Origin of the sequence: Streptomyces mashuensis (genome assembly GCF_014654785.1) — a bacterium.
Taxonomy (GTDB): domain Bacteria; phylum Actinomycetota; class Actinomycetes; order Streptomycetales; family Streptomycetaceae; genus Streptomyces; species Streptomyces mashuensis.
This window is the reverse complement of sequence record NZ_BNBD01000008.1, coordinates 225,991-238,212: the sequence shown is the minus strand read 5'-3', so window position 1 is coordinate 238,212 and position 12,222 is coordinate 225,991. Positions and strand designations below refer to the sequence as shown.

Annotated in this window: 11 protein-coding genes; 7 read left to right on the top strand and 4 right to left on the bottom strand. The window is 75.9% G+C overall.

Annotated elements, in window-relative coordinates; genetic code table 11:
- Positions 1 to 40: 40 nt before the first annotated feature.
- The 4 genes from IE305_RS20450 to IE305_RS20435 are packed head-to-tail and all read left to right on the top strand — an operon-like array spanning position 41 to position 4,701.
- The gene (locus IE305_RS20450; RefSeq protein WP_190131118.1) at positions 41 to 826 is read left to right on the top strand and encodes a 3-hydroxybutyrate dehydrogenase; all 786 of its coding nucleotides are present in this window, start codon (positions 41 to 43) and stop codon (positions 824 to 826) included.
- A 31-nt stretch (positions 827 to 857) separates the two neighbouring features.
- A complete protein-coding gene (locus tag IE305_RS20445) occupies positions 858 to 2,234 on the top strand; it encodes an MFS transporter (protein ID WP_190131117.1) in 1,377 nt (458 codons plus the stop codon).
- A gap of 34 nt (positions 2,235 to 2,268) precedes the next feature.
- Complete coding sequence (locus tag IE305_RS20440) at positions 2,269 to 4,188, top strand: helix-turn-helix domain-containing protein (protein WP_190131116.1); 1,920 nt, start codon at positions 2,269 to 2,271, stop codon at positions 4,186 to 4,188.
- Positions 4,189 to 4,245: 57 nt separating this feature from the next.
- Positions 4,246 to 4,701 carry a squalene/phytoene synthase family protein gene (locus tag IE305_RS20435; RefSeq protein ID WP_190131115.1) on the top strand — a complete coding sequence of 152 codons (456 nt, stop codon included), beginning with the start codon at positions 4,246 to 4,248 and terminating at the stop codon, positions 4,699 to 4,701.
- A gap of 8 nt (positions 4,702 to 4,709) precedes the next feature.
- On the opposite strand, the gene IE305_RS20430 is transcribed toward IE305_RS20435, so the two are convergent.
- Positions 4,710 to 5,237 carry a DinB family protein gene (locus IE305_RS20430; RefSeq protein WP_190131114.1) on the bottom strand — a complete coding sequence of 176 codons (528 nt, stop codon included), beginning with the start codon at positions 5,235 to 5,237 and terminating at the stop codon, positions 4,710 to 4,712.
- Positions 5,238 to 5,301: 64 nt separating this feature from the next.
- Positions 5,302 to 5,739: a DNA-binding protein gene (locus tag IE305_RS20425; RefSeq protein ID WP_190131113.1), complete on the bottom strand. Its 438-nt coding sequence runs from the start codon at positions 5,737 to 5,739 to the stop codon at positions 5,302 to 5,304.
- Positions 5,740 to 5,836: 97 nt separating this feature from the next.
- Between IE305_RS20425 and IE305_RS20420 the strand changes: the two genes are divergently transcribed.
- Positions 5,837 to 6,199, top strand: coding sequence for a hypothetical protein (locus tag IE305_RS20420; RefSeq protein WP_190131112.1), 363 nt, complete (start codon positions 5,837 to 5,839; stop codon positions 6,197 to 6,199).
- Positions 6,200 to 6,248: 49 nt separating this feature from the next.
- Here the strand turns inward: IE305_RS20420 and IE305_RS20415 are convergent, their stop codons facing one another.
- Positions 6,249 to 6,809 carry a DUF4352 domain-containing protein gene (locus IE305_RS20415; RefSeq protein ID WP_190131111.1) on the bottom strand — a complete coding sequence of 187 codons (561 nt, stop codon included), beginning with the start codon at positions 6,807 to 6,809 and terminating at the stop codon, positions 6,249 to 6,251.
- Positions 6,810 to 7,032: 223 nt separating this feature from the next.
- Between IE305_RS20415 and IE305_RS20410 the strand changes: the two genes are divergently transcribed.
- On the top strand, positions 7,033 to 7,962 hold the full coding sequence (locus IE305_RS20410; RefSeq protein ID WP_190131110.1) for a MurR/RpiR family transcriptional regulator: 930 nt from the start codon (positions 7,033 to 7,035) through the stop codon (positions 7,960 to 7,962).
- A 329-nt stretch (positions 7,963 to 8,291) separates the two neighbouring features.
- Here IE305_RS20410 and IE305_RS20405 read toward each other — a convergent pair whose 3' ends face one another.
- Entirely contained in the window at positions 8,292 to 9,236 is a 945-nt protein-coding gene (locus IE305_RS20405) for an LLM class flavin-dependent oxidoreductase (RefSeq protein ID WP_190131109.1), read from the bottom strand.
- A gap of 80 nt (positions 9,237 to 9,316) precedes the next feature.
- Between IE305_RS20405 and IE305_RS20400 the strand changes: the two genes are divergently transcribed.
- The gene (locus IE305_RS20400) at positions 9,317 to 12,178 is read left to right on the top strand and encodes an ATP-binding protein (protein WP_229891254.1); all 2,862 of its coding nucleotides are present in this window, start codon (positions 9,317 to 9,319) and stop codon (positions 12,176 to 12,178) included.
- Positions 12,179 to 12,222 lie beyond the last annotated feature (44 nt).

The window sequence follows — 12,222 nt, the reverse complement described above, 5'->3', positions numbered from 1 at the left end:
CATAGGAGCCGGGTGCCGCGGAGCCCTAGGGTCTGCCGCCATGACGAGCGAACTCCCCACCCCGCCGCCGCACACGGCGGGCCCGGACCTGCGTGGCCGCACGGCACTGGTGACCGGAGCGGGCAGCGGCATCGGGCGGGCCTGCGCCGCGCACCTGGCCCGGGCCGGGGCCACCGTGCACGTCGTCGACGTGGACGCCGGCTCCGCGACGGCGGTCGCGCAGGCGATCGGCGGTCTGCCCCACATCGCCGACCTCGCTGACCCGGCCGCCCTCGACACGCTGCCCGCCGCCGTCGACATCCTCGTGAACAACGCCGGCTTGCAGCATGTGGCGCCCCTCACCGCCTTCCCGCCGGAGCGCTTCGCCCTCATCCAACAGGTCATGGTCACCGCGCCGTTCCTGCTGATGCGGCGGACGCTGCCGCACATGTACGCCTCCGGCTGGGGGCGCGTCATCAACATCTCCAGCGTCCACGGGCGCCGCGCGAGCGCCTTCAAGTGCGCGTACGTCGCGGCCAAGCACGCCCTGGAGGGCCTGAGCAAGGTGGCCGCCGTCGAGGGCGCGCCGCACGGCGTCACCAGCAACTGCGTCAGCCCCGGCTACGTCCGCACCCCGCTGGTGGAGGACCAGGTCCGCGCCCAGGCCGCCGCCCACGGCATCACGGCGGACGCGGTGCTCGACGACGTCCTGCTGGCCCGCTCGCCCCTGGGCCGCCTGCTCGAACCCGACGAGGTCGCGGCCGCCGTGGTGTGGCTGTGCGGCCCGGCCGCCGGCGGCATCAACGGCGCCTCGATCGCCCTCGACGGCGGCTGGACCGCGACCTGACCCCTTCCCCCGAAGACTGGTGACCCACCCCATGACCCGTCCCACGACCCACCCCCCGACCGGCGGCATCACCCGCGTCGTCGCCGCGAGCCTGATCGGCACCACCGTCGAGTGGTACGACTTCTTCCTGTACGGCTCGGCCGCCGCGCTGGTGTTCAACACCCTCTTCTTCCCCGCCGACGACCCCCTCGTGGGCACCCTGATCGCCTTCGTCACGTACGCGATCGGCTTTGCCGCCAGGCCGCTCGGCGGCATCGTCTTCGGGCACTTCGGCGACCGGACCGGCCGCAAGAAACTGCTCGTCGTCAGCCTGCTGATGATGGGCGGCGCGACCTTCGCCATGGGTCTGCTGCCCACCTACGACACCATCGGCGTCGCCGCGCCGATCCTGCTGACCGTGCTGCGGCTCGTCCAGGGCTTCGCGCTCGGCGGCGAGTGGGGCGGCGCGGTGCTGCTGGTCTCGGAGCACGGCGGCGCCGACCGCCGCGGCTTCTGGGCGTCCTGGCCGCAGTGCGGTGCCCCCGGCGGCAACCTGCTGGCCACCGGCGTCCTGGCCCTGCTGGCGGCCGTCCAGTCCGAGGCGGACTTCCGGGCCTGGGGCTGGCGCATACCCTTCCTGCTCTCCGGCGTCCTGGTCCTCATCGGCCTGTGGGTGCGTGTCTCCGTCACCGAATCCCCCGTCTTCCTGCAGGCCCGGGCGGCGGCCGAGGCCGGGGCCGCGCCGGAACACGCGCCGCGCACCCCCGTCACCGATGTGCTGCGCAGGAACTGGCGCGAGGTGCTCACCGCCATGGGAACACGCTTCGGCGAGAACGTCTCCTACTACGTCCTCACCTCCTTCCTCCTGGTCTACGTCACCACCCACCTGCACCTTTCCAAGAGCACCGCCCTCAACGCCGTCCTCATCGGCTCCGCCGCGCACTTCGTCACCATCCCGCTGTGGGGTGCACTGTCCGACAGGGCCGGCCGCAGACCGGTCACCCTCATCGGCTCGGCCGGCATGGCCCTGTGGGCCTTCGCGTTCTTCGCGCTGCTGGACACCCGCTCCTTCGCCGCGATCACCGCGTCCGTGACCGTGGGACTGGTGCTGCACGGCGCCATGTACGGGCCCCAGGCCGCCTTCGTCTCCGAGATGTTCGACACCCGCGTCCGCTACTCCGGCGCCTCCCTGGGCTCCCAGCTCTCCTCCATCGCCGCCGGCGCCTTGGCCCCCGTCATTGCCGTCGAACTCCTCAAGACCTACCGCTCGCCGACCCCGATCGCCCTGTACCTGTGCCTGGCGGCCGTGGTCACCTCCGTCACGGTCGCCCTCGCCCGCGAGACCCGCGGACGCGACCTCGCCCGCTCCGCACCCCAGGGGGCCGCAGGAGGCGACCGGGCCCCGCTGACCGGCGCCGAACCCACCTGAGAACGGCCCGGCACGAAGGACCACCATGGTGACCATGAACGAGGACCGCGCCGTGCGCCCCGCCCGGCCCGCCACGGCCGCACTGCTGAATCTGCTCCGCCACCTCGCCGCCGGAGCCCCCGCCGAGATGCTCGCCCCCGCGGCCGCCGCCGACCGCGCCGCCCTCGACGACCCGGCCGAACAGGCCGCGCTCGACGCGGCCCTGGACGCCGCCCTCGACATCCGGCACACCCTCGACCAGCACCGGCGCCGCGAAGCCGAACTCGCCGCGCTCTTCGACACCGCGAGCGACCTGGCCGCCCTGCGCGACACGGACGCCGTCCTGCGCGCCATCGTCCACCGGGCCCGCACCCTCCTCGGCACCGACGTCGCCTACCTGACCCTGCACGACCCCGCCGCCGGCGACACCTTCATGCGCGTCACCGACGGCTCGGCGTCCGCCGGCTTCCAGCAACTGCGCCTGGGCATGGGCGAGGGCCTCGGCGGCCTGGTGGCCCAGACCGCCCGCCCCTACACCAGCACCGACTACCGCACCGACCGCCGCTTCCAGCACACCGACGCCATCGACACCGCCGTCACCGACGAAGGACTGCGCGGCATCCTCGGCGTCCCGCTGCGCGTGGGCGCCCGCGTCATCGGCGTCCTCTTCGCCGCCGACCGCCGCCCGCGCACCTTCACCCCCGACGCCGTCGCCCTGCTCGCCTCCCTCGCCGACCACGCCGCCGTCGCCCTCGACAACGCCCGCCTGCTGGAGGAGACCCGCACCGCCCTGGCCGGCCTCGACACCGCCAACCGCACCGCCCGCGCCCACGGCGAGGCCCTGCGCCGCGCCGCCGACGCACACGACCGCCTCACCGCACTCGTCCTGCGCGGCGCCACCGTCGGCGAGGTCGCCGCCCAGATCGCCGCCCTGCTCGGCGGCGACCTGGGCGTCCACGACGCCGACGGCACCCCGCTGGCCCGCGTCGGCACAGCACCCGCCACCCCACCGGCCGACGCCGTCGCCGCCTCCGCCACCAGCGGCCGGGCCGTGCCCGCGGACGGCATATGGGTGTGCGCGGTCCCGGCCGGCTCCGAACTCCTCGGCAGCCTCACCCTCACCGGCCGTACCGACCTGACCGACGCCGACCGGCGCCTGTTCGAGCGCGCCGCCCTCGTCACCGCCCTGCTGCTGCTTCTGCGCCGCTCCGTCGCCGAAGCGGAGGACCGCGTACGCGGCGAACTCCTCGACGACCTCCTGACCCCCCGGGCGCCCGGCACCCGCCACGACACGGGCCGGCTCGCCCTGCGGGCCCGCCGCCTCGGCGTCGACCTCGCCCACCCCCACGCCGTCCTCGCTCTCGACTGCGACGCCGAAACGCGCCCGCGCCTGGTGGCCGAGGCCGCCCGGCACGCCCGCCGGCACGGCGGCCTCGCCGGCACCCGCGACGGCCACGTGCTCCTGCTGCTCCCCGCCGGCGAATGCGCCCGCCTCGCCCGGGACCTGGCCCAGGCCCTCGGCCGGCGCCTGGGCACCCCCGTCACCGCGGGCGCCGCCGGGCCGGCCACCGGGCCCGAGCACCTGCCCGCCGCCCTCGCCGAGGCGCTGCGTTGCCTGGCCGCCCTGCACGCCCTCGGCCGCACCGGCGACGGCGCCGACCTGCCCGCGCTCGGGTTCCTCGGCGTCCTGCTCGCCGACCGCGGCGACGTACCGGGCTTCGTCCGCCGCGTCCTCGGCCCCGTCCTGGACTACGACGACCAACGCGGCACCGAACTGACCCGCACCCTCGACGCGTACTTCGCCTGCGGCACGAGCCCCGCCCGGACCAAGGACGACCTCCACGTCCACGTCAACACCGTCGTGCAGCGCCTGGACCGCGTCGGCCGCCTGCTGGGCCCCGACTGGAACACGCCCGCCCGCGCCCTCGAACTCCAGCTGGCCCTCCAACTCCACCGCCTCACCCGCCGCGCCTGACCGCGGCCAGCCCGCCAACGCCCGGAACGCGGCCCGGCGGGCATCCCGACCGCCGCCGTGCTGCTCAGTTCTTGCCTCGGGCGGTACGGCGCTTCGCGCCGCTGGTGCCCCTGGTCCTCCCACCTCACCCGCGAGGCCCACCCGTCCCGACCGGGCGCAGGCTCGGCCCATGCGCACCTGGGCGACGGCCGGCTGACGCTGCCCGAGGAGACCCTGGCCCGGCACGGTGTGTCCAGGGCCGACCTGGAACAGGCCCGCGACACACCCGGTACGCGCGCCCTGCTCACCGCGGAACTGACCCGGGCCCGGGCCGCCCTGCAGGCCGCCCGGGCCCTGCCGGGACTCGTCGTCCCGGGCTGCCGCGCGTTCGTCCGGGCCTTCGTGGAACTGGAGGTGCTCACCGCCGACGCGGCCCTCCGCGCCGTCCCGGAGGTCCTGCGGGCGCCGGTGCGTCCCGCCACGGGCGCCGCTCTGCGCGTCCTCCTCGGGGAGTGGGGCCGCCGCGGCAGGTAGCGGGCCGGTCAGTCGCCCGGCGTGCCCAGCTGCGCCGTCGTGTTCGCGCCGTCCAGGGACTCGCGGAGGATGTCGGCGTGACCCGCGTGCTGCGCGGTTTCGCGCAGGAGGTGGAGGAGGATCCGGTGCCCCGACCAGTGGTGGACCTCGTCCGGGGCCCACGGGGCCTCCGGGAGCCGGGCGGTGGTCTCCAGCGAAGGAAGGGCCATGACGGCCTCGTCCGTGGCCTTGGCCGCGGCACGGTACGCCGCGACCAGGTCGGCCACCGCGGCCCCCTCGGGCATGCGGTACTGGTCCATGTCCCACATGCCCTCGGGTGTGCTGCCGTCGCCCGTCGTCAGGATGTGGGCCCACACGCGCTCGCCGGACGTCAGGTGGCGGACCAGGCCGCCGAGCGTCAGCTCACTGGCCGTACTGCGGTGCGCGGCCTGCGCGTCGGTGATGCCGCGCAGGGTGATGAGGAAGGTCTCCCGCTGCTCCTGGAGGGCGCGGAGCAGGTCGGTACGGTCGTCGTTCACGGACGAGTGCTGGGTCATGACGGAGACTTTAGGGACCGTACCGGTCAGTTCCTGACCTGATTCAGAACTTTTTGAGCGGCCGTCAGTCGCTGGACGTCACCCGGCTCGTCAGGCGCTCGTGACGCTGACGCGCCGCCTGCGGCGTGCCCAGGCCGAGGCCGAACGCGATCTCCTGCCAGGTCATGCCGCGCCCCCGGGCCATGTCCATGAGTCCGGCCTCGATCTGGTCCATCTCCCCACGCGCCAGCGGCACCAGGCTCAGCGCCGCGGTGATGTCCGCCCGGTCGACCTCCGGTTCGCCGTCCTCCCGCTGCGCCGCGCCGCTGAGCAGGAACGCCACCAGCCGCACCGCCTCATGCGGGGCGATGACGTACGGGTGCGTCTGGCGGCGGCGCTGCTCGTCGGTGGCGGCGTGCCGCTCGGCGATGCGGAAGAGCGAGGCGTGGGCACGGCGGTCCCGTGCCTCGTCGGGGCGGGGCGGGGTGAAGGGGTCGGTGGGCTGTCCCGAAGTGGTGTCCATACGAGAAGAGTGGCCGTTTCCTCGCTGCGTTGTCAACGCATTATGTTGAACATACCGTTCAAGCGTCGGGTGCCTTCGCGGCGGGAACGCTTGTGCCATGACCGGACGCACCCGGCGCACCGATCCTGCGCTGATCGATTTCGCCACCGCGCGCCGCATGTTCCCGCGCGGCACCTCTTCCGCCGCCCTGGAGCAGGCGCTCAAGCCCGTTCTCGTGAAGGCCCATGCCGGTCTCTACAGCACCGGCGTCGACCGGTACCCGGCCGCCGCCGTCCGCGACCTGGCGCACCGCGTGGCGGACGGGACGGCGGCCGTTCCGCCCGTGTCGGCCGCCCGGCGCGCCCTGTACGGCGGCCGGACGGCTCTCGGTGTCCTGCTGGGCATCGCCGTCCTCGGCGGGTTCCTCGGCGTCGTCGTCTACGCGATCGTCTGGCTGGCCATGGGGGCGCCGGCCCGCTGAGCCCGCCCGGTGCCCCCGCCGTCGGCGGCCCGCCGTCAGCGGCCGGCCGTCACTTGGTGACCGTCCACTCGCCGGTGTCCTTGCCGAAGCCCGAGTCCGTGGCGAACCGCACGCTGCGCGGCTTGGCGTTCTCCGGCACCGCGACCACCACGTAGCCGAGGGTCTTCTCGCCGGGGGCGAGCTTCACCGACGCGGGCATGTTGGGGCCGGCCGTGATCTCTCCCATCGAGTGCGTGAAGGTCTCGCCCTTCTCGTCGACGACCTTCACGCCGTTGGCCGGGCTGTCGCTGTAGGCGGCCTTGCCGGTGTTCACGATCTCGAGCTGGGCGGCGACCCACCGCTTGCCGGGCGCAGGCTTCATGAACTTGTTCGCGCTCTGCGCCGGGTCCACCCAGCTCTTGAGCGTGACGCCGACCTGCACGCCCTCGCCCTTCCCCTTCAGCGTGGCGGTGCCGCCCACGGACAGGGCCCCGCCCTGGGACGCGGCGGGCGCCGGGGCGGCGCTCGTGGCAGCGCCCGGCCCGCCCGAGGCGTCCGCGTCGTTGTTGCAGGCGGTGGCGGTGGCGGCGATGGCCACGACGATGAGTGCGGTGCCGAGCTGACGACGCATGGTGTCCCCCGTGAGGTGTGAAGAGCGTTTGACGTGCACATTCTTATGTCGCCCGGCGGGTGGGAGCGGCCCTCGGAGGCCTCCGGGGCCACCTCCGGACGATCTTGTGACAGTCGGGGGATCAATCCGCGGCAATGTCCGCAGGCACAGGAACGGGAACGGAAGCGGCGCCGGCCGGGCGGTGGGTTATGTTGAGCGCGAGTGGCGAGAAGGGGGCACACCGGTGCCATCACGGCAGCAGCAGGCGCGCGCACAGGCATCCGCGATCACGCCGGGCGGGCCGCCCCCGGACGTGGAACCGGCCCCCGCGGACCGGGTCCGGGCCCTGTTCGGCAGTCACCGGCTGTCGCCCGCCCAGCGGCGCATCGCGCAGTACATCACCGACCACCTCACCGAGGCCGCGTTCCTCTCCATCACGGATCTGGCCGAACGCGTCGGCGTCAGCCAGCCCTCCGTGACTCGCTTCGCCTCCTCGCTCGGCTTCAGCGGCTACCCCGCGCTGCGCGAGGCGCTCCAGCCCCTGGCGCTGAGCGCGGTCGCCGGCGCCCCCGAAGCGGAGGCCGCCGAGGGGCGCGGCAACGAGCTGCAGGCGGCGGTGGACGCCGAGATCGCCAACCTGGAGAGCCTGCGCCGGGCCTTCGCCGACACCGGCCACGTGCTGCGCGTCGGCCGCGAGCTGGCCCGGTCCGTGCCCCTCACGGTGCTCGGGCTGCGCATCTCCGTCTCGCTGGCCGAGTACTTCGCGTACGCGGCCAAGCGCATCCACCCCGACGTGCGCCTCGTCTCCCGGGGCGGCAGCGTCGCCTACGACGCGCTGCTCCAGTCGCGGGAGGCGGGCGGCACGTGGGTGCTGGCCTTCGCCATGCCCCGGCACGCCAACGAGATCCTCGGTGCGCTCCGGGCGGCCCGCGCCACGGGCCTGCGCGTCGCGCTGATCACCGACGCGACGCTCGGCCCGCTGGTGGAGGAGGCCGACGTGGTGTTCACCGCGCCCACCGGCTCCCGCCTGGTCTTCGACTCGTACGCGGCGCCCGGCGTGGTCGCCGCCGCCCTGCTCCAGGCCATGGCCGACGCCGACCCCGAGCGCACCCAGCTGCGGCTGGAGAAGTACGAGCAGGCGGCCGACCAGCACGACTTCTTTCTCGAACCCTGACCAGCAGGACATTTGCCGCGACACCTGAACGTTTCGTGTCGACATCTGCCCGTTGAAGGAATGAAAATTTTCATACCCTTGCGTACTTGCCGGTAAATATATTTACTACGGGTGCACCCCGGCTTCGGCTCCCGAGGCCGAGCGCCGACCACGCGCGGAGGGCCGGGGGCGCGTGGAAGAACACCAGGGGCGTTACCCTCCTCGACGCCCTCGGCGTGTTCCGTGGGCATTCACTCCCCTCGAATGCCCCCGGCGGCCCCGGCCGGCCCCTGGGCCGGGCCGCCGGACACCACGTCAGGGCAGGACATCCGGGCAGGACGTCAGGGTGGTCAGTCCAGCAGGGCCACCGCCTCCGCCAGCAGCTCGTACTGCTTCCGCCAGTCGCTGTCGTACGTGCTGAGCACGATGTGGTCCGCCCCCGCCGCGGCGAACTCCGCCAGCCGTTCCGCCGCCTGCCGCGGGCCGCCCCGTACGACCGCCCCCGTCACGCGCTCCTCCGGGAAGCCGTACACCCGTGCCAGCGCCGCCGCGTCGGCCGGCGTCCCCGGGAACGCCCCGTCGCCGCCCAGGGCGAAGGGCTGGGCCACCGCCACACCGGGCACCGCCCGGCCCGCCGCGGCCGCGCGCTCCCGCAGCCCGGCGACCGCACCCGCCAGCCAGTCCGGCGAGGCCAGCGCGGGGAACCAGTGGTCGCCGAACCGGACGGCGCGGTCCAGCGCCGCCTCGTTCTCGCCGCCGACGAACAGGGGCGGCACGTCCGCCGGCACGGACAGGGCCACGTCCGGCCGCGCCGGGTCCAGCAGGCCGGGCTCGCCCCGCAGCAGCGCCGGGAGGTCCGTCAGCGCCATGTCCAGCCGGGCGTCACGCTCCTCGTACGGCACGCCCGCCGCACGCCAGGCCGCCCCGGCCGCTCCGTCGCCGGACCCGCCCCGCCACCGGGCCCACGCGCTGTCCCCGGCGTCGCAGCCGAGCAGCAGACGGCCGCCCGACAGGTACTGCACCGTCGCCAGCCGCTGCGCCAGCCCGGGCAGCCGTTCCAGCGCGGGGAACAGCGTGGCCGTGCCGAGCAGCAGCCGCGACGTCGTGGCCGCCGCCGTGGCCAGCACCGTCAGCGGGTCGAGCATGGGACAGCGGCCCGTGAGGTGGCCACTGGTCCACAGCGACGCGAAACCGAACTCCTCGGCCAGGCGGGCGGCTTCCGCCGTCTCCCGCGGCGCGGCCTGCGGATCGAGGGTGAGGGCCGGGACGAACACACCGATCTTCGTGCGACTCATGGGACAGAACGTAGTCTTCCCTGGTCGGAGGCGAATCCGTAGGACTACCAGGACTACGGGGACAAGGGAGGGCGGACGGCGTGGTGCTCCACGGACGGGAGGCCGAAGAGGCGGCGGTCGCAGGGCTGCTGGCCCGCGCGTGGGCGGGCCACGGAGGCGCCCTGCTGCTCCGCGGCCCGGCCGGCATCGGCAAGACCGAACTGCTCGACGAGGCCGCGCGCCGCGCCCGCACCGCCGGCAGCGACGTACGGGTCCTGCGGGCCACCGGGACGGAGGCGGAGGCCGTCCTGCCGTTCGCCGCCCTGCACCTGCTGCTCCGCCCGGTCCTGACCGCGGCCCGCCTCGCCGCCCTCCCCGCGCCCCAGGCGCGCGCACTGCGCGGCGCGTTCGGCCTGGACGAGGCGTCGCCCGACGACCGGTTCCGCACCGGGCTCGCGGTGCTCACCCTGCTCTCCGACCTGGCCGCCGAACAGCCCGTGCTGTGCCTGGTCGACGACGTGCAGTGGCTCGACCCCTCCTCGGCCGAGGCCCTGCTGTTCGTGGCGCGCCGGCTCGGCGACGAACCGGTCGCGCTCCTCCTCGCCGCCCGCGACGGCCTGCCCGGCGCCCCGGCGGCGGACCCCGCCCCGGGCCTGCCCGACCCGCTCGACCTGCCCGGCGTGCCCCAGGTGCGGCCGGCCGCCCTCACCCCCGACGCGGCGGGGCGGCTGCTGGACGACCGCGCGCCCGGCCTGGACCCGGCCGTCCGCACCCGCCTCCTCGACCAGTCCGCCGGGCACCCCCTCTCCCTCGTCGAGTCGGTCCGCGCGCTCACCGCCGACCAGCGCGCCGGCCGCGCGCCCCTGCCCTGCGAACTCCCCGTCCCCGGCCGCCTCCTGGCCGCCTACCGGGCCCGTATCGAGGACCTGCCGGAGGCCCGTACCGCCCTGCTCGTCGCGGCCGCCGCGGGCGGCGGTCACCCCGGCGAGATACGGGAGGCGGCCCGTGCCCTCGGCGCCGGCGACGACGCGCTGCCCGCCGCGGAACGCGCCGGTCTCGTCACCCTCACCAGCACCGCCGTCCACTTCCGGCACCCCCTGGTCCGCGCGGCCGCCTACCAGGGAGCCGACCCCCGCGACCGCGTCGCCGCCCACCAGGCGCTGGCCCGCGTCCAGGAGGAGGCGGGCGGCGAACCCGACCGTGCCGCATGGCACCGGGCCGCCGCCGCCCCCGGACCGGACGAGGACGTGGCCGCCCGCCTCGAAGCAGCCGCCGAATCGGCCTGGCGGCGCGGCGCGTTCGCCGCGTCCGCGGCCGCCGCCCGGCGCGCCGCCGGGCTCAGCCCGCGCCCCGCCGACCGCGCCCGCCGGCTGCTGTCGGCCGCCCAGGTGGCCGTGACCACCGGCCGGGTCGCCGAGGCCGGGCAGCTGGCACGCCAGGCCGCGGAACTGACCGAGGACCCCGGGGTACGCGGCCTGCTCGCCATGGTGCGGGCCGCCGTCGAGGACGTCGGCGGCCACCCCCGTACGGCGGCCTGCCTGCTGCTCGACCACGCCGAACCCCTCCTGGAGCACGACACGCCCACCGCCGTGTCGCTGCTGGTGCTCGCCGCCCGCAGCGCGTGGTCCGCCGGCGACGCCGTGCTCGTCCACCGGGTCGCGGACGTCGCCGGCCGGGTCCGGCCGGCCCGGCGGGAGACAACGGCGCCCGGCGCCATGGCACAGCTGGCCGCCGCACTGCGCACAGCGGAGGAGACCGGCGGCACCGCCGTACCGGCCCCCGTACCGGACGGACTCGCCGCGTCCCTCGCGGCCCTGCGCGCCTTCGTGACGGACGTACTGCACCACAACCCCGGCTCCCACCTCGTGCGGCTGCTGGCGGCCGACTGCGCCGTCCTGCTCGGCGACGACGACGCCGTGCTCGCCCTCGCCACGGCCGAAGCGGCCCGCTGCCGCGAGCGCAGCACCGTGCTGTCGCTACCCGAAGTGCTCCACACCCTCGCCCAGGCCCACCTCACCCGAGGCCGCCCCGACGCCGCCGCCGCGATCGCCGCCGAGGCCGAGGCCACCGCCGGTTCCCTGGCCGGCGTCGCGGCCGCCACCGGCCCCCACCCCGCCCGCCGGCTCACGGCCGTCGCCGCCCGGATCGCGGCCCGTACGGCCGCCCTGGCGGGCGACGACGAGGGCTGCCGGGCCGCGCTGGACCGGGCGGCCGGCGTCACCGGCGACCCCACGGGCGCGTCGGGCCCGGCCACGCTCGCCCTCCTCGACCTCGGACAGGGCCGCCACGAGCGCGCGCTGCTCCGGCTGGAGGACGCCCGCCGGGCCGGCGCCCCCGCCGCGGCCGCCCTGCTGCCCGCCACCGGGGACCTCGTGGAAGCCGCCGTCCGCGCCGGCGTCCCGGAACGGGCCACGGCACCCCTGGCAGCCTTCACCGCCTGGGCCGGGGCGACCGGACAGCCCTGGGCGCAGGCCGTCGCCCTCCGCTGCGCCGCCCTGACCGGGCCCGGGGAACGGGCCGGCGAACGGTTCGCGGCGGCCCTCGGCCACCACCGCGCCGCCGCCCGGCCGTTCGAGGAGGCACGGACGCAGCTGTTGTACGGCGAGTGGCTGCGGCGCGCCCGTCGGCGCACCGAGGCCCGCCCGCTGCTGCGGCACGCCCACGAGACGTTCGAGCGCCTGGGCGCCGCGCCGTGGGCCGAGCGGGCCCGCGCCGAGCTGCGGGCGGTGGGCGACACCGCGCCGTCGGCGCCCGCCGCGCCCGCGGACCCGTTCGCGGTGCTCACCGCGCAGGAACGCGCGGTGGTCCGCCTGGCCGCGGCCGGCACCACGAACCGGGACATCGCCGCGCGCCTGTTCCTCAGCCCCCGCACGGTCGAGTACCACCTCTACAAGGCGTACCCGAAGCTCGGCATCGGCTCGCGCCGCGAACTCGCCACGCTGAAGGACCAGGGAACCCCGTAGCGCTACGGATTCCCCGCCGCCCGCAGCCGCCTAGCGTCGTCACC

Coding starts and splice junctions, on each gene's coding strand:
- IE305_RS20425 (WP_190131113.1), bottom strand. CDS start 5,739: ATGGACACCACTTCGGGACAGCCCACCGACCCCTTCACCCCGCCCCGC.
- IE305_RS20440 (WP_190131116.1), top strand. CDS start 2,269: ATGAACGAGGACCGCGCCGTGCGCCCCGCCCGGCCCGCCACGGCCGCA.
- IE305_RS20420 (WP_190131112.1), top strand. CDS start 5,837: ATGACCGGACGCACCCGGCGCACCGATCCTGCGCTGATCGATTTCGCC.
- IE305_RS20415 (WP_190131111.1), bottom strand. CDS start 6,809: ATGCGTCGTCAGCTCGGCACCGCACTCATCGTCGTGGCCATCGCCGCC.
- IE305_RS20445 (WP_190131117.1), top strand. CDS start 858: ATGACCCGTCCCACGACCCACCCCCCGACCGGCGGCATCACCCGCGTC.
- IE305_RS20450 (WP_190131118.1), top strand. CDS start 41: ATGACGAGCGAACTCCCCACCCCGCCGCCGCACACGGCGGGCCCGGAC.
- IE305_RS20405 (WP_190131109.1), bottom strand. CDS start 9,236: ATGAGTCGCACGAAGATCGGTGTGTTCGTCCCGGCCCTCACCCTCGAT.
- IE305_RS20430 (WP_190131114.1), bottom strand. CDS start 5,237: ATGACCCAGCACTCGTCCGTGAACGACGACCGTACCGACCTGCTCCGC.